This is a genomic window from Halomonas sp. R57-5, from assembly GCF_900070345.1.
GTDB lineage: Bacteria > Pseudomonadota > Gammaproteobacteria > Pseudomonadales > Halomonadaceae > Vreelandella > Vreelandella ventosae_B.
Map to the genome: position 1 here is coordinate 2,637,602 of NZ_LN813019.1, position 21,027 is coordinate 2,658,628.

The window sequence follows — 21,027 nt, forward strand, 5'->3', positions numbered from 1 at the left end:
GAGGCTTTCAGATGGTTGTTGACTGGGTGTTTGTGGCGCTAATGGTGACGGCTGTGCTACTCACGGGTATTTCCAAGTCGGGTTTTGCCGGTGGGGTAGGCGTGGTGGCTGTGCCGCTAATCTCACTAAAGGCGAGCCCGACCTTTGCAGTGGCGGTGATGCTGCCGCTACTGATCGTGATGGATGTGTTTAGTCTAAAGGCGTGGTGGCGACAGCGGGTTGATCGTTTATTGTGGCTTATGTTTCCACCTGCGGTGCTGGGTGTGGCGATAGGCTATTTCMCCTATGGCTGGTTTGACGAAGCGCTACTGAAGCTATTGCTAGGTGTTTTTTCGGTGCTGTTCGGCCTGTGGGGGTTGTTCAAACCGCTGCGCGGAAAGCGGCTGCCTGGTTGGGTGGGGGGCTTGTGTGGTGGGGTGGCAGGGTTTACCAGTTTTATCGCCCATGCTGGCGGCCCTCCGCTTAACTTTTACTTACTGCAGTGCCAATTAACCAAGCAGCAATTTTTGGGGACGGCTGTCGTCTTTCTAGCGATTACTAACTTGGTGAAGCTGGTTCCCTATACCCTGCTGGGCTTGGTGAATATCGATAACCTGACGATAGCACTGCTGCTGATGCCTGTTGCGTGGTTGGGGGTTCGGTTGGGGCTGGTTATTCAGAAGCGCATCGATGGTGAGCTGTTTTTCCGAGKGATCCTGTGTTTACTGATTTTGCTGGGCATTCGGCTAATTATGGACGGTATAGGCTGATTGTCAGCCTTATGGCTATGTGATGTTTTGGAGTCGTCATGAGAGACGGTCATGTTGAGATAAATGAGGCTAAACCAGAAGGGCCTTACGATAAGCTGTCGCAAATGCCCGCCTCAAAAATTTCTAATACAGAGTTCGCACGATTCATCGATTTCATTGAAAAATTCGAAGACGAAACTGAAAGCACGCTTTCCATGTCGTTGGGCTATCGAGAGATGCGTATGTTACTGCACGTTATGCGTAATCATCTTGCGGGAAGATTAACCACCCCAACATCATTGGCTGATGCGTCTGGCCTTACCTATGGGACGGCAAAGCGCGGCATCGAAAGCATCATGCAGCGCGGTCTGCTGATCTCACGCCCACGCACTAAGTCAGGTAAAACGGTTTCGCTGCATCCTTCCGCCCAAATGATCCAGGAGTGGGAAAGCTACGCTGAGCGAATCAAGGGGTTCCTTGGGCCATTGTTCGGGATAGACCCGGCATCTGATACCGCCAGTAAGATATTTCTTGGCACCTCATCAATAGAGCGCGTGATATCGACCCCAGCCGTGCTGTCTGCACGACTGGAGCTGAAGGGCGGGTTACGTGTGCTGGCGCATGCTGACCCCACATTTATGGCCATGCATAACCTGAAGCGTCAATTGGAATCGATTTTTGGGCTGGAAATTCGTAACAAAGCAAAATCCATCGATAATTTGCTAGATGAGATTTTAGACAATGCCCGTTTGGCTAAGTCGCGTTATGACGTCGTGGCCTGTGACCTACCCTGGTTTGGTGAGCTAGCGGCGAGTGGAGTGCTTATGCCTCTCGACGCGTTAATCAAACGCGATGATTATGATCTCTCCGATTTCCACCCAATGGCTATTCAGAGCTCCAGATACGCAGGCAGCCAGTACGGAATACCGGTTCAAACAACCCCCGAATTGCTTTGCTATCGCCAGGATATTTTCGAAGCAGCGCAGTTGCCGCCTCCCACCACAACGGAAGCGCTGGTTAAAGTGGCAAGGCAGTTACATGCCCCTTCCAAAGGACGTTACGGTATCGCCTGGAATGCGGCGAGAGGAACGCCCCTTGGGCACACCTTTAGTTTTTTAATGGCGAAGTTCGGCCAGCCGTTGCTTAATTTACCCATCTGTCAGGGCGGTTATGACTTTCAGCAAGCCGCGGGCGAGCAACTGCGACCTATGTTCGACTCAGATGCCGCTTATCGGGCCTGCGAATATATGCTGGATATTTTGAAATATTCGCCGCCTAATATTCTCACTATGTCCTGGTACGAGCGAGCCAAATCGTACGCTTCTGGGGAAGTCAGTATGGCCTATTGCTATACACTTCTGGCGCCTCTGTTTGAGTTAGATAAGCAATCACCGGCGTATGGCAACACTGGCTACTTACCCCATCCAATTGGCAATCACGGTCGCGCTATAACTCCCATCGGCGGTTATGCCCTGGCCATTCCTGCTAACTTGGCACCAGAGCGAGTTGAGGCAGTCTGGACGGCGCTTAAGCACCTGACCTCTGCCAACATGTCCAAGCTTTATATTATGAATGGCAGCCTGGTAACGCCTCGCTTTAGTGTCAGCCAGGATCCTGAAGTGTCTGCATTATCGCCGCTGATTAAAATCGTCAATGATATGGCTAAACAGGACATTTTACAGGCCTGGCCACGCCCGCCTGTACCTGGAATAACTGACATCATTAGCATCGCGGGGAATGAGATATTCGACGTGCTGGATGGACGGCGCTCGATCAAGAAAGCGCTCTCTATTGCTCAAGAGCGTGCCGATAAGGTAATGCGAAGCAGAGGCGTTTACTGATTGAGCGGCAAAATGAACGATCCCCATGTTCCAGTAAGCAAAACATGGGGACGATCAACGCGGGTAGCTACTGCATGATCATACCGCCATCGATCATAAGCAGTTGTCCTGTCATGTAATCCGATTCCTGACTGGCCAGAAAAGAAGCGGTACCGACCACATCTTCAGGGTAAGAGTAACGCTTCATTAGAATCATTTTCTCAGCAAGTTCATCCATCGACTGTCCCTGCTTATCGAATTTGCCGATGCTAACCAAATCTTTATCGAGCTGTTCCCATAGTTCAGTGCGCACTACGCCGGGGCCATAGCCATTAACGGTAATATTGTGATCCACGAGCGCTTTAGCACCGCCGTTGATCATGGCTAGCACCGCATGTTTGCTGCAAGAGTAGGGGACTACATCGTCAAACGCTTGGCGAGAAAGAATCGAGCCAACGTTAATGATTTTATAAGGGCCGTTGTCTTTACCCTGGCTGATCATCTGCTTAGCGGCTTCCTGCATGCCAAGCAGGCAGCCCAACGCGTTAACATCCATAATCTGGTGCCAGTTTTCCTCGGTAATATCGAGAAACATCAATGGCTTGTTGATACCCGCATTATTGACCATCACGTTCAAGCTGCCAAAGGCGTCGACAGTGGCTTTAACAGCGGCAGTTACTTCAGCACGGTCGGTCACATTGAGTTTGACCGCAATGGCGTCGCCGCCGTTTGCCTTGATACGTGCGGCAACTTCTTCGCACCCTTCAAGGTTGATATCCGCCACGCAAACGTTTGCTCCTTGTGCAGCATAGTGTTCGGCAACGGCGGCCCCCATGCCACGTGCAGCGCCGGTAATCAAGCAGTTTTTACCTTTAAGTCGAGTGTTGTCCATGAGCTTACCTTGTAAGTTTTGTTTTGGGTCAGTCCACGCTACCAACGTTAATTAATCCTGGTGACTTGGCGCATGGAGCCTTTGTTAACAAGGGCTTCCGTCGTTTATTCGTCAATGCGAATGACAGTTTTTTATTACCTTGTGTTGACATATTCTCGGGATGTCGTCTTCGCAATGACAGGTTGGTCTGTTGCTAATATGACCAGATTGGACGTTTCAGTGGGCGTTGCGATGGGAAAGCGAATCTAATGAGAGCTTGATGACATCTTCTTAGTCGTTGGCAGTGGGGTCGTACTTGTGTTGCGCCTGATTACCTTCGCTTAGACGCTCAATGGATGCGTTACCTTGCTTCGCCAGGGTTGCCAAGCGGTTGATCTGCTCGTCCAGGCGGGGTAGGGCTTCCTGACGATAGTTTGAGAGATCATCAATGGCGCCCATCACCTCCCCAAACGCTTCCTCAAGCACTTGCATGTCGAGCATTGCGGAAGAGGCTCGTTTCTGGATGTCTACGCCTTGCTGGCGCAGCGCCTTGGCAGTGCCGCCAATCATCTGCGAGGTGGTCGTGTTGAGGGCTTCGACGCGATCCAGCACTAGACGCTGGTTGGCCATTGCCATGGCGACCGTCACTGCCACGGTGAGGGCTGAGACGGTGACATTGATGGCTCTGTCCACACCGCGCATCAATTCCCGGTTGTTGCGGATGATCACTTCCAGCGCCAGCACACCCTGCTGGCTTACCGCCAGCTGCTGCTGGAGATCAACGATGCGCTGCCGAAGTGGAAACAGTAGTTCTTCCTCAAGAAATTGACGCCGTGGGTCATCGCTGTCTCGGGCGGCTATCTCGTCGCACAGGCGTTGATCAATCAAGCGCCCCAGGGCGATCTGGCGGTTCAGCTCGGTTAGGATGTCATTGAGGGCTTTCTGGTCATCGCTCAGCGTCAGGTTGTCACGATGTAGCATGTCGCGACCGCTTTCCAGATCCTCAATGATCGCATCCAGGGCTTGCTGAGCATTCTCAAACTTATGGAAATAGCGCTGTAGCCGACTATCGATACCGGGAATGATCGCTAGAACGCGATCCAACGCGCTTGGCATCAGGCGATGACGTGAAGGGTCGAGACCCTCCATGCGGCCGCGTAGATCGGTCAGTGCCTTGGCAACGGGCCCTCCTTCATCGCCCTGGTGGGCCAGCTTGCGCAGTGGCGTTTGTAGCATGGCGCTGCGGTGGGCGGCCTGCTGTTGCAACTCAAGGCCCATCTCGTCCACGGCCCGGCGCTGGCGAACAGTTGACGCCTCGTCACCCTCGGCAAGGATATCCTCGACAAAGCGGTCGGCCATCGCCTCAAGCTCAGGGTCGCCGGAGCCGGCTTGACTCGTGCCCAACTGGCTGGCGATCTCGTCCACCGGGGGCAGGGAGAGGCGAGGTTGGTCATCGGATTGCTGCGTCATGGGCATCTCCTGAGCTGTCTAATAAAAACGTATGAATACCGCTCGCAGCCAGTGGCCGCTGGATTACTCCTTACGGGCATAGCGATCCGCGCCTTCGACAAATTGGCGCAGATCCTCCAACGCCTTCTCGGTGGTGACCGAGGCCTGTGGTCGTGCCGTCTCAATACGCGCCATGGAAACGGCGGTATCATCAAGCACGGTCAGGGCGGATTCAATGCGGGCGGAGAGCTTATTTAGCCGATGTTCGGTCTCTACCAGCAGATCCAGGCGTCGCACCAGCGCGGCGCGTTCTTCATCGCTTAACCGTTTGCCCTCCCGGTCCAAACGATCCCGAACGTAATTACCATCGACGCTAACCACCCCGCGCGCCTGCGAAGCCATGGTCGTCAGCGTATCCACCGCGCCGAAACAGACCTGGGTAACCAACCCCCGCGAGCGCTCGAAGGCCAGCTCGCCAGTTTGGAATCGGCCACTCAGCACGTTCATTACATGGCGGTAGCGGCTATAGAGGCGATCTGAAAGGATCGCTAGGTCAGGGCGCTGCACGTCAAGTAGGCTCTGTTTGGCTTGACACATGGCGAGCACAAGGTCGTCGGATCCCACGGGCGGCCTTGCTGGATCAAGCACTAACACGCCAGCTTCATAGGCCTTGCGCTCCTCTTGGGCACGGCGCTGATGGGCTTCGGCCTCTCGTTGTGCTTCCCAGCGACGTTCGCGGCGGCGGGCCAGCCAGCCGCGCAGTCTTCGCTCGATAGGCAGCGCCACAGGAATGGCAACAATACCCGCTAGCCAGCCCAATAGGCTCGGGCTGAAACCACCCCATAGGGAGGTCAGCCACAGCAGCATACTGATAAAAGGGATGATCAGGCAGTAGCGGGCGATGACCTGCAGGCGGCCCTGGGTCGCCACTGGAAGTGCCAGCCCAGGGTTGAATAGGCCAACCAGTAGCCAGGGCAGGCAGGTCATAAACAGGCCATAGGAAAATCCCTGCAGGAATCCCAACATAGATGCGGCTATCCTTCGGTCATGGAACGCAAACACGAAGTGTAGAGTAACTGAGGTTGGGACGCTAAGCACCCGTTGGGCAACTGCAGGGCATTGGCTGACGCTGAGGTGTTATTTAACCTTGCAGGTATTGATGCCCAGTAGCTTGTAGGCTGGGCAAAAGTTAAATAGCCCGGTGGCTAACGGCACCACGCCGATCCAGCCCCAAACACCGATGGTTCCGGTTAGGGCCAGTACGATCAGTGCAATGCCTACCAGGATGCGTAAAATCTTATCGATACCGCCTACGTTGCTAGTCATGACAGGCTCCTCAAAAAAACTGGGTTCAAGTGCTTAAAAATAGCCGCAGTAGCGGCTGTCAGTGCCAGGGCAGTGGTGCTGGTTTATGGGCGTTATTGATACGATTACCTCGTTGGGTTTTTAGGCATAGGTATCAATCATTTTTATTGGCTTTTGATATAAGTTAATAACCTGTACTTATATAACGAGCATAGCCGCCTTTTTGCTCATGAACACGAGGCAAGTGGTCGCAGCTTGATCTATATCAAGCCTGTGGGGCTTTTAGTGGTTGCGAACAGCTGTATCGCTGGAGAAGGGCGCAATTACTTGGATGGGCAGGGGCCATGACGGCGTCTTCCAGATAAAGAGCATGCGTCTATCCGGAGAGGGGTATGCTTAAATCGTCACAATATCTGCGGCAATCTAGGCCGGTATAACTGGGATTCTCCTGGTTACCGTTGCTGCGTTTGAGAGGTTTCATGCTGTTAAAACTGCTTCTCTGGGTGATCCGTTTATTGGTGATCTTGATGTTAGTGGTGGCCTTGCTGCCATTAATACCCAGCGGTCAATGGTGGGTCAGGCTGTGGGATTTTCCGCGCCTGCAGCTAACGGGCGCGCTGGTTCTGCCACTGCTGCTCCTGGGTGTGCACGCGTGGCTTAAGCGTCCACGAAAAGAACACGCCGTGTGGGGCGTTGTCATCCTAGCCATAGCGGGGTGGCACTTAACGCACATCCTGCCGTTTACATCCGTTTGGTCGACCGAGGTGCCTACCGCTGAGGTACAGCCTGGTGAAAACCGGACGACGCTCAAAGTGCTGACGGCCAATGTTACTTACACGAACGATCACTACGCTGAAGTCCTGGAGATGGTTCAGCGTGAAGATCCCGATCTACTGCTGCTAATTGAAGTCAATAGCGCCTGGGCCGAGGGACTGGCGCCCCTTGATGAAGATTATGCCTATCGAGTAGGCGAGGTACGCGGTGAGGGCCTTGGGATAATGCTGTGGTCACGAATTCCGCTGCTGGAAGATGAGGTTAAGTATTTGGTCTCTGAGCGTAGGCCCTCAATTTTCGCGACCATCGACGCGCCAGGCATTGGGCCCGTGCGCTTTGTTGGCGCCCACCCGGTGCCGCCAGGCTTAGAGGAGAGAACCGTCAGCAACGAGGATAAACGTCGGGACAGTCGTGAACGCGATGCAGAGCTGATGCTCATTGCCCGTAATGTTGAACAAGACCCGGACAACCGCTGGATCGTCACTGGGGACTTCAATGACGTAGCGTGGTCTGACACCACTAAGCTTTTTGCCGATTTGAGTGATCTTAAAGATCCTCGCCGTGGTCGGCGACTGCTCAGCACCTACCATGCAGAACACCCATGGTGGCGATACCCGATTGACCACCTGTTCGTTTCTGATGGGTTCCATCTTATTGATATCGACAGAGTGAAGGTGCAGGGTTCGGATCACTTTGGTCTTTCTACCACGCTAACCGTTGGTCAAAAAGATCAAGGAAAACCAGAGGCTTCTCCCGAGGAGGAGGAGGAAGCTCAAGAGATGGTCGAGGAAGGAGCTGAAGACGCTGCCGAGCATGATGGTGGTTAATCACAGGCAGCTAGGGGCATCGATAAAGCCGGGTTTTTGTTAATTTTTAAAATAGGTGGGGCTATTGTGCCCTAGAAGACAGGCAGAATTATTCTTTAATAATCTTTAGATAACTTCTACAGCTATTCAACAGGAATTCTACAGTTTAGTTGCCATTTGTAACCGTATCGACTAGCTTAATTACTAGGGGTGCGCTAAAAAATACCCTAATGCTGGCTTACTCAATCGCCACTGAGCACCACTGACTGCGGCTCAGCTCACTTGGTGCGCTCTAATCCCAGCGCAGTCAATTTGGGTCAACCAGCAAGGAGGACATTGAATGTCGATAACATCAGAAAAGCAATTACCCGAAGCAGTAGCGGCTTGGCGTGATCCAGAATTGGACTCGGTTAAAGGCACTGAGACCCCTAAAGATCCAAATAAGGGTTACATCGCCCTACTTGGCTGGAGTGTGAACGCGATCAAGGCTGCGCAAAAATTTGACCGCCGCTATGTCGTTGTTGCGCCGGAGTGGGCCGCGGATTTTTGTACTGCTAACAATATCCCTTTTCTCCCCTGGGACTTCATTCGACTGAATGATCGGTCGATGGAAATTGCTGAAAGATTGAAAGAAGAAGGCGTGGACGTTGCCATCCCGCTGTTTGAGGAAACCGTTGAGTGGTCCGGCGCGATCAACTCCGTGCTCCTTGATAGTCCGCGGATGTTCGGACAGTCCATCCTTTTCCGCGACAAGGCCCTAATGAAGCGCCGTGCTCAGTTGGGTGGCATTCGTGTCGGGATCTTTGAAGAGGCTCATGAGAAAGAGGACATCGTCCGCTTCATGAAACGCGTCAACCAAACGCTGCTCAAATTGGACGGTGATCCGGATGACCCGATTCACGTCAAAGCATTCGACAAAGCCGGTTGCCTTGGCCACCGGATGATTCGGACGATAGACGAAATCGAGAATATTCCGGATGACGAATATCCGCTGCTGATGGAAAGTCACTTAAGCGGCTGGGAGTTTGCCGTAGAAGCCTGGATTCACGATGGCAAAATTCAGTTCCTGAACATTTCTGAATACGTGACGCTGGGCTATTCGGTCTTCGTACCCGCGACCGCGGAACTGGAAAGCTGGCGCAATGCGATCACCAAGCAGATTGAGTTGCTGATCAAAACGTTCGATATCCAGTTCGGTTTGATTCACCCCGAGTACTTCGTCACCGCTGATGGTGAGATGTACTTTGGCGAGGTTGCCTATCGTCCGCCTGGCTTTAAAGCGTTTGAGCTGATCGAAAAAGCCTACGGGTTCAACGCCTATCAGGCGTCGATGCTGGTGTTCGATCCGAAAAGCAGCAAAGAGGAAGTGGCTGCCTTCTTCCCACGCGAAGTGGTCGATGCGAAGGGTTATGCCGGTTGCTTTGGTGTATACCCTCGCCGTCGTGTTGTCAGCAAGCTGGAAATGCCGGAAGAAACGATTAATCATCCGTATTTCGAGTCACACGAACTGGTCGCGCCAACTGAAGAGACCGTTCCTGACCGCTCGGCCTTCGGGACGCATTGGGGCTTGCTATTCTTCTTTGGTGACGACCCCATCAAGATGCGCGATTTGCTAAAAGCCCAAGAGGATCTGGACTTCTACGTCTAACGTTCGTTAACGCAATGCGCTGATCTATGGGCGCGTGTATCAGTATCAGGAGTACTCAACCTCCCGATGCTGATATACGCGCCCTTTATTTTTGTCTGCGCTCCGAGAGAAAATTGATGCATCCTATATTTATATTAAAAATCAATTGCTTATTATTTTTCTGACTTTTTCTTTGTTGTGCACCATACGGTACTGACTGGCTAGACGCGTTGGTACTACCGTGCTAAGTTATTGTTAATAAACGGTCTAACATCTGACTGATAACACTTGAAGTGTTTTTGGTCTGCCTGAATGCTTAAAATTCCACTGCTATGTTCGATAGCGCACGGTAAGTGTTTGCTTTAAGGGCCATCCTACAGGTGAGCGAGGCAAAGGATATGCCTACACAGGGACGTTGCGCTATGCGCTGCAGGGGACGCAGCGCCCCTTTCTCACAGTAAACCGATTGTTCGATAGTATCTCATTCTTCGTACCGCGCTTTGTCCTTGGCATCAGGGATCGTTACCTGGCGCTGTTCTCAACGGGTGGTTTCTATCCTCGGTTTGGCAGAAGTAAACTGGCAAAGGAGGGCATATGCCGACATCTTCAGTTAGCCTTGATCGTCTGACCGACATGAAGCAATTCGGAACTGACCCTGGGTCGTTGCATGCGGATACTTACATACCTAAGAACTTCCCAAAGAACGGGCCGCTCGTGGTCGTGCTACACGGCAGTACCCAGTCGGCAGAGAGTTATAATCGCGGTTCAGGCTGGTCTTCCCTCGCTGACGAATGCGGGATAGCACTCCTGTATCCGGAGCAAAGAAAAACCAATAACCCGCTTAGTAGCTTTAACTGGTTCAAGTCTGGCGACAGCCGCCGGGGAGATGGAGAACCGCTCTCTATTCGCCAGATGATCGAGCAGGTCGTTGATGATCACGCCATCGACCCGTCGCGCATCTTCGTCACCGGGATGTCTTCGGGGGGCGCCATGACATCTGTGATGCTGGCCACCTATCCTGAGGTGTTTGCAGGTGGGGCGATCATCGCTGGTTTACCCTACCGCAGCGCGGACAACCTTATAGAGGCGATGGTTCGTATGAAGGGGTATGGGGGCCCATCGGATCACAGGCTCGACGCGCTTGTGCGCGAAGCCTCGACCTTTGAAGGCCCTTGGCCAACGATATCGGTCTGGCATGGCGGTAGCGATTCGACCGTCGATAATGCCAACGCCGATTCCATCGTTCGGCAGTGGCAGCAGATCCACAAGGTTGAAGGGCCACCGACACGTGTAGAGGAACTCGATGGTTTTCCCCGCCAGATCTGGTGCAATGCGGGTGGGCAGGAGGTGATCGAGGAGTACATCATCAAGGGAATGGGCCACGGCACACCGATCATGGCCGGTGGAGACGAAGGCCTAGGGGAAGCAGACAAGTATATGCTGGAAGTCGGCATTTCTTCGACCCGCCATATAGCGCATTTCTGGGGCCTTACGGAGTAGTGGAGCGGTGGTCGGGCGTGTCCCGCGGCCACCGCTCTTTAAATCTGCGCATTACCTCCGCCCCAGTCACATTTGCCTAACATAGCTGCCTGGGGCGTACTCCATGTCGGGTAGCCTTTTGAACCAATGCCTGGCGCCGGAGCTAGATGTCCTGAGTGCTCCTTCTTAGCCTCGCCAGTGAAGCCCGCACAAACCTATCCAGACTGCCGCATTGAGTATCGTCGAACAGCATAAGCACTATCCCCCTCCAACGATTGCAGTATTTATTTCAAGTCCTATAGTTCACACCAAATACGCTCTCGGAAGTCTTCACTAAGCTCTGACACGTTGCGCATACGGTTAAAAGTGGCTTCTGTCATATCACCAGCAATTTGGTGATAGCAAGACGCTACTGATTCCGGTGTCAACGGCCCATTGAGGCCCAGCATGCAGTGGGTGAGCTTGCTATATACCGGTGCCATGGTCGCAAGAAAATCGATTTCATGGCGCAATGCGTCGTTAAGTGTTGCTAGCCAAAGGCATTGCAGCTTGGCCGCCGAATGGGTCGTTTCAGTCCACGGCTGATACCAAAAAGTGAGAAAGTCTTTGTTATCGAGCATGTTGCTATTGGCGATGTTAAGAGCGGCGTTTGGAAACGTTGATGTTGTCATTTTCTTGGCTCCTCAAGTGAAGTAATAAGTATAGTGCTCATCAATTTCACAGCCGTATTTAATAGCCGCTGGTTTGACCGACATCAATGTTGTAGTGGGGTAAATAATGGCTAATGAAATGTGCCGTGGCGGTAGTGCTCAACCTGTAGCGGCGATGCCTGATTCCCTCTGTTTTTGCTGCTTTAGGAGACGGTATGGAGACACCCACTGCCGAAAACGGAACGTTATTAGATAACCGACCAGCGGAGGTTCATGCTCGGCATGCTGATGATGTCCTGGCCGACTTGGCGACTTCGCCTTCAGGACTAGCGGTCGATGAAGCTTCAAGGCGCTTGGAGAAGTACGGACGTAATCAGTTACCAGCAGTGGCTGGTCGACACCCGCTGCTTCGCTTTCTTTCTCATTTTCATAACGCGTTGATCTATTTCCTGTTAGCGGCCGCTGGCGCTGCATTGCTGCTGGGGCATTTTGTCGATGCAGCGGTCATTGTGGCAGTGGTATTGATCAACGCTGTGGTCGGCTTTGTGCAGGAAGGCAAGGCGGAAAAAGCGCTCAGTGCCATCCGTAACCTTATCGCACCGCACGCTCATTTAGTCAGAGAAGGAAAGCACGTCGAAGTACCCGTCGATGAAATCGTTCTGGGCGACATCGTATCCTTGGAGGCAGGAGATCGAGTGCCTGCAGATCTGCGTCTTATTCGTGCCAGTGCATTGCGAATCGAGGAAGCTATCCTGACCGGCGAGTCGGTGGCTGCAGAGAAGCGGGTGACACCAGCGCCAAAGGAGGCCGCACTTGGCGATTGTCACTCCATGGCTTACTCGGGCACGTTGGTGGCCACTGGGCAGGCGACAGGGGTTGTGGTGGCCACCGGGATCGATACTGAGATCGGACGAATCAGTACGCTGCTGCGCGATGTTCGACCACTCACTACGCCACTACTACAGCAGATCAACCGCTTCGGGACGCAGTTCACCTGGATTACCTTGGTCGTGGCGGTCGTATTGTTTGCCTTTGCGGTGCTAGTGCGCGGGCATATCTGGTCGGAGGCGCTGATTGCCGTGGTGGCCTTAGCCGTCGCGGCGATCCCAGAGGGGCTGCCTGCCGTTATTACCATCACGCTCGCTATCGGCGTGCAGCGTATGGCACGGCGCAACGCCGCTATTCGGCAGCTTCCTGCGGTGGAGACGCTGGGAGCTACGTCGGTTATCTGCTCCGACAAGACCGGCACGCTAACGCGCAACGAGATGACCGTACGTCGGTTGGAAGCCTGCAGCGGCCGAATGATGGTGTCCGGGTCTGGCTATGTACCGGAAGGGCGACTGACAGCGGAGACAGCGGCGAACGTGGAGGATACACGGCCAACGGATATCGACTGCCTGATACTGGCCGGGCTGCTGTGTAACGATGCCCAGTTAAACCATACCGATGGAGAGTGGCATGTGATTGGCGACCCCATGGAAGGGGCGCTGGTGGCGTTGGCCATAAAGGCTGGCCTGGAACCCGAGTCTACTCGGCATGAGTGGCCCCGCCTTGACGAGATTCCTTTCGATGCCAAACATCGCTTTATGGCCACGCTCAACTGCCATGCATCTGAGGGGGCGCGTATTTTCGTCAAGGGTGCCCCAGACGAGTTGCTGCAACTATGCTCCCTTCAGGCGGGTGGCGAGGGAAGTAGGTCCCTGGAACGGGATGCCTGGACGGCACGCATCGCAGAGGCGGCTGCTCAGGGGGAACGGGTGCTCGGCTTAGCGACTAAGCGGGTGTCGTCCGGTACCCACAAGCTAACGTTTGCTGACCTCGATGACGAGTTGATTTTTGTTGGCTTAATAGGCTTTATCGATCCGCCACGAGAGGAGGCAATGGCCGCTATTAAAGAGTGCCACTCCGCCGGCATTATGGTGAAAATGATTACCGGCGATCACGCCGCGACAGCCGCGGCTATTGCTCGTCAGTTAGGGCTCGATGACGACCCGCACGTACTGACGGGGCGAGAGCTCGACGATATTACCGATAGCGAGCTGACTGGCATTGTTGCCGCGACCAGTGTTTTTGCCCGAACCAACCCCGAACACAAACTGCGCATTGTTCGAGCGCTGCAATCGACTGGCGCTATTGTCGCCATGACCGGTGACGGGGTTAATGATGCGCCGTCATTAAAACAGGCGAATGTCGGCGTCGGCATGGGACACAAGGGCACCGATGCGGCAAAAGAGGCATCGCAGATGGTTCTGCTCGATGATAATTTCGCTTCTATTGTGGCCGCTGTAAATGAAGGCCGAGTGGTCTACGACAATATTCGCAAGGTGACAGCGTGGACGTTACCAACTAATGGGGGGCAGGTGCTGGCTGTCGTTGCCGCGATTCTGTTTAATTTCGCTATGCCGATGTCAGCGGTCCAGATCCTGTGGATTAACCTTATCACGGCGGTCACACTAGGCTTGTCTTTAGCATTCGAAGGGGCCGAACCGAATGTTATGCAGCGTCGGCCGCGGCCAGCGGGGCAGGGCTTACTGACCACTTTTCTGGTCTGGCGCATCGTGTTTGTATCTTGCCTGTTTCTAATTGCAGCACTGGGTATTTTCTTCTACTCACTGGGCCGTGGGGACGAGCTAGCCATGAGCCGCACCTTGGTGGTTAACACTATCGTGGTACTGCAAGTGTTCTATCTGTTCAATGTGCGCTATCTACACATGACCTCCTTTAACTGGCGTGGCGTGCTGGGAACCCCTGCTGTGCTGACAGCGGTCACTGTGGTCTTCATTGCTCAGCTTGCCTTCACGTATCTGCCGGTCATGCATGGCCTGTTCGATACTCGGCCGCTAGGTATTGCGGACGGGGTGTTAATCATCAGTATCGGTATCGCCATGATGATAGTGCTGGAAGTTGAGAAGACACTGATGCAAAGGGCCGGTTGGCTGGGGCAGTGAGCATGCAAGGGCATGCCCATCAAAAGGGCAAACCCGCTTAGCAAAGGGGAAGAAGGTGAACGTCACGTTGTTAACTTTCTGCGGAGAGTAACTCACTCAATTGCAGCTGTGAAAGCCGCGTATTGGCCATGTAGTAAACAATGTCGCCGTCCTGCAATGGGCGGTCAGTAGTGGGGTTAAGCATATTACCGTCGCTGTCGTCACTGCTGTTAGCGAGTCCTAGCACGGTAGCGTTGCAGACTTTTTTCGCTTGCATAAACAGGTCACCAAAGGTGGCACCGGCAGGCGGTTGGTTTAGCCTGGTTTGGTACTGGGTAGCGCCMCGATCAACCGCAAGCAGTTCATTAACGACTCGTGAAATTCCCGCATCAGACGCTGAGCGTACCAACATTTCAAGCGCTAGTGCTTGGGTGCATTCGATGCCGGGCAAGGTGCGTCGCAACATGGCTGCGGTGTCGGGATTAGCGCAGTGGGCGACGATATGGGCGTTTTTTGCTTTAAGGCTGTAGGCGCTCAGCGCGACAGTGGCAACACGGTCATCGCTGGTATCGTAAATAATGATGCGGCTGGCGCTCTCAACTCCTGCCCGCTTTAATAGGTCGGCATTGGAGAAACTCTCCCCTTTAATAAATTTCAAATCGGCCGGGCGAGGATTGCTCATCTCTTTGATAACGCAGAGCACTATTTCATCAGGCAGGCTCTTATCGGCTTGGAGAATGTCCAAAATGCGCTCTGTGGTTTCACCGTGCCAGCCAATAACAAGCGTATGGCCGGATAGATGGCTAAAATCGCCTTTTCCTTGCATTTGTAGTCTCCAAAAATTAGAGAGAGTGACAGTGGCTTTACCGATTAAGGCAGCAAACAGCGAAATGCCGCCAGGGATAAGATAGAGCGTGGCGATCCACTTGCCAGCCACGGTGGTCGGGCTAAAATCGCCGAAACCCACGGTACTGGAGACGACCACATAAAAATAAACCCAATCGGTAGCGGAATCAGCCATTGCTTCGCCGACCAGTGCAAACAGCACCCAGGTGGTGCCCATGTGGGCGAGCACAATCAGGAGAAGAAAGGTCCACGAAATTTGTAGCGTGGAGGCTTTTAGAACGCGGAGCAGTCGCTGAATAACGGGCATAACGGTCTCTTACAGTAATGGTGTGGCAGTCTAATTTGCTCGGCGTTGATTAGCTTTTGAAGCACTAGCACTTAAAGCACAGCAAGGCGCGCCTGCTATCGTGCTCTGAATAAACAAAAGGGCCGCTATATGCGACCCTTTCATATTTGTTAACGGGACTTGTCAAACAAATCGTTTGGCGAGCCAGGAAAATGCGCTATCGGTTAGCGATTTTTTACCGTGGTGCTCGCGGTGCTGACTCCACACCATACCGCCAGACACAACCGCTAGGCTCATCAACATACCGGCAAGAATAAGTTCATTCATAGCCTTTCATCCTCATCTGAGGTTTTATCGCGCTCTACATAACCATAGCCGAACGACCCTACAAAAATCAATATTATACCTAGCCCCACGCCGAGCCAAACGTTATCGGTATTTAGGCTGGGGTTTGTGACTACCCAGCCGGCAGTGAAGCAGGTAGCAACCACAATAACTCCCACGTTCCGAGTCGCCTCTAAGAACTGTTGTCGAGTCGCTCGGGCGCCAATTCTACGCCGATGGGCTGAAGCCCTGCGTTCTTGTAAACTTTTCTGGAGCCTCGCTCGCAGGGCCTCCTGTGGGTCCTTACCGCCATGAGGTTCTTTCATGCCACCAGCCTGCCATTAATCCAGAAAATCAACGTGAAAACAATGCGGTATTAAAAACCTGCCTTATTCACTTGGGTGCCGCGTATGCAGTCACCATAGACCATGGTGTCGCCAGCCTCTTCTGCTAGTTGGCGGCAGTCTGCGGTTCTTGAAGAGGTAGGGCCTGAACTACAGCCTGCAAGTATCAAGGTAAGTAGGCAGAGGGCGGTGAGGGCTTTCATTGGCAACTCCTTGTCAGCAAATAATCCTTTCGGCATTTAACCTCATAGGTATCGCATGTGTCGATGATATGTTTCGGAACATCGCGCTAAACGTGAATGTCATAGCTAGGGCTTTGTTTTTCTAGGATAGGCATATGGATCGTGTATTTGCATGGGATCACCACCACCGTCAGATCGTTTACCGCATCCCCGGCCATCAGCATGAAGATGGCCGGGAAGATAGCGATCTCTCTCCCGTATGGTTGCCCGCGGAGGAGTCAGACTTACCCGATGGGGTGACGGTTGAGGATCTGCGCAAAGTATCCGTTAAGGATTAGCCGTTAGTGGTCTGATCTGTTGAGCCGCTGCTATACGTGCTGTTCAGGGCTTTTAAACAGGTATGTTCAGGCTCATAAAATAGATTGTGTTTGGCTAGCGATCAGCTAAAATTCGATTGCTAGCCCCTCTATCTCTGGATATACCGCCATGTTGAAAGGTTTGATTGTCTGTTTTGCGGTGCTATTTGCGCAATTGGCGGTACTGCATGTGATTGATGCTCGTCTTTACAACTCCCCTCAAGATGCGCGACAAACGGCGGCGACCACCGTTACCCCGCATAAAGATGAAAAAGACGATGAAGAAGAAGTGCAAAGTTAAACGTTAGCTATCTTCACTCAGGTTTTCCCAACGGGTGTGGTACTAGACTGCTCTGCATTTAAGTTCTTAGCGGCGCCCAGCGCCGCTGACGTTGTTGGCTTTAAAGCATTTCATCCAACCAGACGTTGAAGGCCTCCCAAGAGCGTTGATCGGCGCGCTCGTGATAGGCATCACTACCAAATACGCTAAAGGCATGGGGCGCTCCAGAATAGATGCCTACTTCATAAGTAACGCCTGCGGTTTCCAGCTCCTCCGCCAGAGTAGCAACATCCTCTAAGCTTACCGCGCTATCAGCGCCGCCGTGGGCGATAAAGATAGGCGCCGTTTCACTTGAGTAGGCCTGGCCTTCGGGCGTTGTTAGTCCACCGTGAAAGCTTGTATAAGCGGCTATGTTGTCGGCTTCGCCGGAGCGGGCGATCTCTAATGCCACCGCTCCTCCAAAGCAGTAGCCCATGATCACCGTTTGTTCGGCAGCGCCTTGCTCTCGTGCTTGGGCTAAGCCGCCCAGCGTGAGGGCGCGCATCCGCTCTCTATCTTGGTAGAGCCGATTGGTAGCGGCGCGCTTATCATCGACTGCCTGGGGGCGATTGCCTTCACCATAAAGATCCACAGCGAACACGTCGTAGCCTTCATCGGCCAGCATATCGGCACGCTGGCGCTCATAATCATCCAACCCATCCCAGTCATGAACGATCAGTACACTGCCTTTAGCGTTGTCACCCGCGGAAACGAAGTAGCCCTGAAAATTCTCTTCATTCAGGCTGTAGGCAATATCCTCTCCAGCGGGTGAGAAAGCCATGGCAGGCAGAGCCAGGGTTAAAAGTGTTAAGGTGCTGACAGGCAGTAGAATTTTTTTCATCTTTCTGGTGTCCAAAGAAGTGTTCAACAAGCATAGACAATGATTGTTGAACTGTTTCAACGTTGAATAACCATTTAAGAGAAAGTCTTTGTGTATTAGACAAAGGCTTGCGTCTGGAACTCGGTAACGGCATTCTTGTCAGTTGTTGGAAATACCATTTAGGGAGCATGAATACATGGCTTACAACGATCTACGTACGGCACGTCCTCAGTCGAGCGGCGTTGCCAACAGTGTCAGCACTAACAAGGTGTTGCGTAACACCTACGCGCTATTGGCAATGACACTGCTGTTCTCAGCTGTCACCGCGGGTGCTGCTGTGGCCCTCGGTATCCAGCAAATGAACATCTTCGTGTTCTTCATTGGTGCTTACGGCTTAATGTTCCTGGTTCACAAAACCGCGAACTCAGCGGCTGGTTTGTTGGCGACGTTTGCCTTCACCGGTTTTATGGGCTTCACCCTTGGGCCGATTCTTTCTGCCTACCTGACCCTGCCTAACGGCGGTGCGTTGATCATGAATGCGCTGGCCATGACAGGCCTGACGTTTGTTGGCCTTTCCGCGGTCGCGTTGACTACTAAGAAAGACTTTAGCTTTTTGAGCAACTTCCTGATGGCAGGTGCCATCGTGTTGATTCTCGCTATGGTGGCTGGAATCTTCTTTAACATTCCGGCGCTTTCGTTGATGGTGTCCGCCGGCTTTGTGCTGTTTGCTTCTGCCGCCATCCTGTATCAAACCAGTGAGATTATTCACCGTGCTGGCGAAACTAACTACATTCTCGCCACGGTGACGCTCTACGTATCCATCTACAACCTGTTCGTTAGTCTGTTGTCTATTCTGGGTATTATGAGCAACGACTGATCTAAACAAGCGGTAGACGATATGACAGGCCCTATTGCAGGGCCTGTCTTTTTTTAGGGTAACTGTTACCAGGTATTATGATCATGCAGTACGGCTTATTGGTGATGGGCGCGCCATATAGCAGCCCGGCACCTCACTCTGCATTGCGTTTTGCCCATGCCTTACTATCGCGCGGGCATCAGATTACGGGTGTGTTTTTCTATCATGATGGCGTCCATAATGCCTCATCGCTGATGGCTCCACCCCAGGATGAGCTTAACCTGCGAGAGGCCTGGGTTGAACTGAATCAGCAACAGGCGGTTCCATTAGACGTCTGTATTGCCGCAGCGCTGCGGCGCGGACTGATGAGTGAGTCGGAAGCGCAACGGCATGGCAAGCAGGCTTTTAATGTAGCGCCTCCCTTTGAGTTGACCGGACTTGGTCAATTACTTGAGCTTCAGCAACGCGCTGATCGCTTAATTACCTTTGCTTAAAGGAGGGCCAATGGTGACACCTGAAGCGCTACTAGTAATAATCCGCCATGCACCTCACAGTTCAAACTTGTTACGGGAAGGGTTAGATGCTGCATTGGTCGCAGCGGCCTTTGGCCAGCCCGTGCATTTGCTATTTATGGGCCAGGGGATAATGGCGCTGCTGAAAGAGCAGGGCAGTGGTGCGCCCGGCCAAAAAGCTACGCTGCCCACCATCGATATGCTGGAAATGTACGATATCGACCAGCTTTTGGTTCCTGAAGGGGCGCTGCAAAGTATGCAAATATCCGCCGATTCGCTGATAGAAAACGCCACCTTGATAGCGGATCAGCAAATACCTGGGTTATTTCAGCAACACGCCACGATACTTAACTTCTAGGGTGAGTGCATTATGATCCTACACATCCTTACCAAAGCGCCTGATAGTAGTGCAGCTACGCAAATGCAGCAGGCGGTAGGAGATCAAGATGCCGTGCTGTTAATCGAGGCCGCGGTAACAGCTGCGCTCGATGTGTCCTGGGATGCTTGGCAGCAGTACCCGTCGCGTATATTCCTACTCTCAGAAGATCTTATCTCCCGCGGACTGGCCAATATTGCTGAAGATAACGAGCTGCCTACCCTAGAGATGGAAGGCTTTGTTGCACTTACTGAACAGTATGAAAAGACGGTCACCTGGTACTAACTATGTCAGAAGCAAAAATATACCGTTATCTTGATTCACCAAAAAAATATCCGCTAGATCCTGAAGGTTACTTAATTTATCAGTCCGAGTGGGATGAATCCGTCGCGAATTTAATGGCTGCCGAAGAGGGCTTAACGCTTACCGCTGAGCACTGGGAAGTGATTGACGTTGTGCGAGCATTTTATCAGCGTTACGAAATGGCACCGGCGATGCGACCACTGGTAAAAGCGACCAAGAATGCCTTGGGTGAAGAGAAAGGGCGCTCGATTTATTTGATGCAGCTATTCCCTGGCAGCCCGGCAAAGCGCATTGCTCGCCTGGCCGGTTTACCGAAGCCTACTAACTGCTTATAGCTGAGCCTAGGCCGTGTCGCCGCGGGTACAGACCGACAGAACAACGGCATCGTCTATGCTGGTGGATACCAGGGCGTGCCCCATGTCACTATCGAAATAGATGCTGTCGCCCTCGGCCAGCACTAGCGGGGCGTAGAATTCGGTATAGAGCATGATATCGCCATGCAGCACCATCAAAAACTCTTCACCATCGTGGCGTACCCACTGGTGATACTCGTCAAAGCTACGCGCCCGGACAATGGTTTTGAAGGGAATCATACGCTTTTGGGCTAGCTGATGACCCAGTAATTCGTGCTCGTAAGTGGGGGTGGGGTGCAGTTGCCCTTTGCCTTTACGTGTTAGGTCGCGCCGTCCCATGGTGTAACGCTCCCGCTTAGGCGGCGTGAGCAGCTGAGGAAGGTCGATATTTAAGCCGGTAGTGAGCTTCTGCACCACGCTAAACGTTGGCGAGACCTGGTCATTCTCAATTTTCGATAGCGTTGAGCGGGCAAGCCCTGTCCGCTGGCTAACGTCTTCCAGCGTCCACTGATTCGCGAGGCGAATTTGCTTGAGCCGCTCGCCTAAACGCAGCGGCTCAACAAAGGGTTTGCTTCCCGATGCGATACGCAGCGCGGCATGATGCTCTTCAGTTGTAGCGGTCATAGGTCGTCACATTGGCTGCGTTGTCAAACGATGCGTGTCTATAGGCGCGCGTGATATGCCAACATGATATCACAGCCAAGAAGTGGCTAA

At 52.9% G+C, this 21,027-nt stretch carries 23 protein-coding genes; 13 read left to right on the top strand and 10 right to left on the bottom strand.

Annotated elements, in window-relative coordinates; genetic code table 11:
* Positions 1 to 11 precede the first annotated feature (11 nt).
* Positions 12 to 749 carry a sulfite exporter TauE/SafE family protein gene (locus tag HALO_RS12150; protein ID WP_050713485.1) on the top strand — a complete coding sequence of 246 codons (738 nt, stop codon included), beginning with the start codon at positions 12 to 14 and terminating at the stop codon, positions 747 to 749.
* Between the two features lie 38 nt (positions 750 to 787).
* Entirely contained in the window at positions 788 to 2,569 is a 1,782-nt protein-coding gene (locus HALO_RS12155; RefSeq protein WP_035579372.1) for an ABC transporter substrate-binding protein, read from the top strand.
* Between the two features lie 67 nt (positions 2,570 to 2,636).
* Here HALO_RS12155 and HALO_RS12160 read toward each other — a convergent pair whose 3' ends face one another.
* The 4 genes from HALO_RS12160 to HALO_RS12175 all read right to left on the bottom strand — a co-directional run bounded on the left by HALO_RS12160 (position 2,637) and on the right by HALO_RS12175 (position 6,194).
* Positions 2,637 to 3,440, bottom strand: a complete 804-nt coding sequence (locus HALO_RS12160) for an SDR family NAD(P)-dependent oxidoreductase (RefSeq protein ID WP_035579370.1) — start codon at positions 3,438 to 3,440, stop codon at positions 2,637 to 2,639.
* A gap of 270 nt (positions 3,441 to 3,710) precedes the next feature.
* The gene (locus HALO_RS12165; RefSeq protein WP_035579368.1) at positions 3,711 to 4,889 is read right to left on the bottom strand and encodes a toxic anion resistance protein; all 1,179 of its coding nucleotides are present in this window, start codon (positions 4,887 to 4,889) and stop codon (positions 3,711 to 3,713) included.
* Positions 4,890 to 4,952: 63 nt separating this feature from the next.
* Positions 4,953 to 5,894, bottom strand: a complete 942-nt coding sequence (locus tag HALO_RS12170; protein WP_035579366.1) for a hypothetical protein — start codon at positions 5,892 to 5,894, stop codon at positions 4,953 to 4,955.
* Between the two features lie 111 nt (positions 5,895 to 6,005).
* Complete coding sequence (locus HALO_RS12175) at positions 6,006 to 6,194, bottom strand: YgaP family membrane protein (protein ID WP_035579364.1); 189 nt, start codon at positions 6,192 to 6,194, stop codon at positions 6,006 to 6,008.
* A 458-nt stretch (positions 6,195 to 6,652) separates the two neighbouring features.
* Here HALO_RS12175 and HALO_RS12180 point away from each other — a divergent pair, with 458 nt between their 5' ends.
* From HALO_RS12180 to HALO_RS12190, 3 genes are all read left to right on the top strand, one after another.
* Positions 6,653 to 7,774 carry an endonuclease/exonuclease/phosphatase family protein gene (locus HALO_RS12180; protein WP_035579363.1) on the top strand — a complete coding sequence of 374 codons (1,122 nt, stop codon included), beginning with the start codon at positions 6,653 to 6,655 and terminating at the stop codon, positions 7,772 to 7,774.
* Between the two features lie 319 nt (positions 7,775 to 8,093).
* Positions 8,094 to 9,401, top strand: a complete 1,308-nt coding sequence (locus tag HALO_RS12185; RefSeq protein ID WP_035579362.1) for an ATP-grasp domain-containing protein — start codon at positions 8,094 to 8,096, stop codon at positions 9,399 to 9,401.
* A gap of 573 nt (positions 9,402 to 9,974) precedes the next feature.
* Positions 9,975 to 10,880 carry an extracellular catalytic domain type 1 short-chain-length polyhydroxyalkanoate depolymerase gene (locus tag HALO_RS12190; protein WP_035579360.1) on the top strand — a complete coding sequence of 302 codons (906 nt, stop codon included), beginning with the start codon at positions 9,975 to 9,977 and terminating at the stop codon, positions 10,878 to 10,880.
* A 275-nt stretch (positions 10,881 to 11,155) separates the two neighbouring features.
* Here the strand turns inward: HALO_RS12190 and HALO_RS12195 are convergent, their stop codons facing one another.
* Positions 11,156 to 11,530: a hypothetical protein gene (locus HALO_RS12195; protein ID WP_035579358.1), complete on the bottom strand. Its 375-nt coding sequence runs from the start codon at positions 11,528 to 11,530 to the stop codon at positions 11,156 to 11,158.
* Positions 11,531 to 11,724: 194 nt separating this feature from the next.
* On the opposite strand from HALO_RS12195, the gene HALO_RS12200 reads away from it, so the two are divergent.
* The gene (locus HALO_RS12200) at positions 11,725 to 14,457 is read left to right on the top strand and encodes an HAD-IC family P-type ATPase (protein ID WP_035579356.1); all 2,733 of its coding nucleotides are present in this window, start codon (positions 11,725 to 11,727) and stop codon (positions 14,455 to 14,457) included.
* Between the two features lie 70 nt (positions 14,458 to 14,527).
* Here the strand turns inward: HALO_RS12200 and HALO_RS12205 are convergent, their stop codons facing one another.
* The 3 genes from HALO_RS12205 to HALO_RS23115 form a co-directional block, all read right to left on the bottom strand.
* Positions 14,528 to 15,589: a potassium channel family protein gene (locus HALO_RS12205; protein ID WP_035579355.1), complete on the bottom strand. Its 1,062-nt coding sequence runs from the start codon at positions 15,587 to 15,589 to the stop codon at positions 14,528 to 14,530.
* Between the two features lie 162 nt (positions 15,590 to 15,751).
* Complete coding sequence (locus HALO_RS23110) at positions 15,752 to 15,895, bottom strand: hypothetical protein (RefSeq protein WP_157693171.1); 144 nt, start codon at positions 15,893 to 15,895, stop codon at positions 15,752 to 15,754.
* A gap of 373 nt (positions 15,896 to 16,268) precedes the next feature.
* Positions 16,269 to 16,439 (bottom strand): hypothetical protein, encoded by a 171-nt coding sequence (locus HALO_RS23115; RefSeq protein WP_157693172.1) that lies wholly within the window; start codon positions 16,437 to 16,439, stop codon positions 16,269 to 16,271.
* 134 nt (positions 16,440 to 16,573) lie between these two features.
* Here HALO_RS23115 and HALO_RS12215 point away from each other — a divergent pair, with 134 nt between their 5' ends.
* Together HALO_RS12215 and HALO_RS23215 are read left to right on the top strand one after the other, a co-directional pair.
* Positions 16,574 to 16,756: a hypothetical protein gene (locus HALO_RS12215; RefSeq protein ID WP_035579351.1), complete on the top strand. Its 183-nt coding sequence runs from the start codon at positions 16,574 to 16,576 to the stop codon at positions 16,754 to 16,756.
* A gap of 148 nt (positions 16,757 to 16,904) precedes the next feature.
* Positions 16,905 to 17,075: a hypothetical protein gene (locus HALO_RS23215; RefSeq protein WP_172821674.1), complete on the top strand. Its 171-nt coding sequence runs from the start codon at positions 16,905 to 16,907 to the stop codon at positions 17,073 to 17,075.
* 100 nt (positions 17,076 to 17,175) lie between these two features.
* Here the strand turns inward: HALO_RS23215 and HALO_RS12220 are convergent, their stop codons facing one another.
* Positions 17,176 to 17,934 (bottom strand): dienelactone hydrolase family protein, encoded by a 759-nt coding sequence (locus HALO_RS12220; RefSeq protein WP_035579350.1) that lies wholly within the window; start codon positions 17,932 to 17,934, stop codon positions 17,176 to 17,178.
* 175 nt (positions 17,935 to 18,109) lie between these two features.
* Here HALO_RS12220 and HALO_RS12225 point away from each other — a divergent pair, with 175 nt between their 5' ends.
* The 5 genes from HALO_RS12225 (at position 18,110) to HALO_RS12245 (ending at position 20,295) form a co-directional block, all read left to right on the top strand.
* A complete protein-coding gene (locus HALO_RS12225) occupies positions 18,110 to 18,790 on the top strand; it encodes a Bax inhibitor-1/YccA family protein (RefSeq protein ID WP_035579348.1) in 681 nt (226 codons plus the stop codon).
* 83 nt (positions 18,791 to 18,873) lie between these two features.
* Positions 18,874 to 19,263: a sulfurtransferase complex subunit TusD gene (gene tusD / locus HALO_RS12230; protein WP_035579346.1), complete on the top strand. Its 390-nt coding sequence runs from the start codon at positions 18,874 to 18,876 to the stop codon at positions 19,261 to 19,263.
* A 10-nt stretch (positions 19,264 to 19,273) separates the two neighbouring features.
* Positions 19,274 to 19,639 (top strand): DsrE family protein, encoded by a 366-nt coding sequence (locus HALO_RS12235; RefSeq protein ID WP_035579344.1) that lies wholly within the window; start codon positions 19,274 to 19,276, stop codon positions 19,637 to 19,639.
* 12 nt (positions 19,640 to 19,651) lie between these two features.
* The gene (gene tusB, locus HALO_RS12240) at positions 19,652 to 19,942 is read left to right on the top strand and encodes a sulfurtransferase complex subunit TusB (protein WP_035579342.1); all 291 of its coding nucleotides are present in this window, start codon (positions 19,652 to 19,654) and stop codon (positions 19,940 to 19,942) included.
* A gap of 2 nt (positions 19,943 to 19,944) precedes the next feature.
* Positions 19,945 to 20,295: a TusE/DsrC/DsvC family sulfur relay protein gene (locus tag HALO_RS12245; protein ID WP_035579340.1), complete on the top strand. Its 351-nt coding sequence runs from the start codon at positions 19,945 to 19,947 to the stop codon at positions 20,293 to 20,295.
* Between the two features lie 6 nt (positions 20,296 to 20,301).
* On the opposite strand, the gene HALO_RS12250 is transcribed toward HALO_RS12245, so the two are convergent.
* Positions 20,302 to 20,937, bottom strand: coding sequence for a helix-turn-helix domain-containing protein (locus tag HALO_RS12250; RefSeq protein ID WP_035579338.1), 636 nt, complete (start codon positions 20,935 to 20,937; stop codon positions 20,302 to 20,304).
* Positions 20,938 to 21,027: the final 90 nt, after the last annotated feature.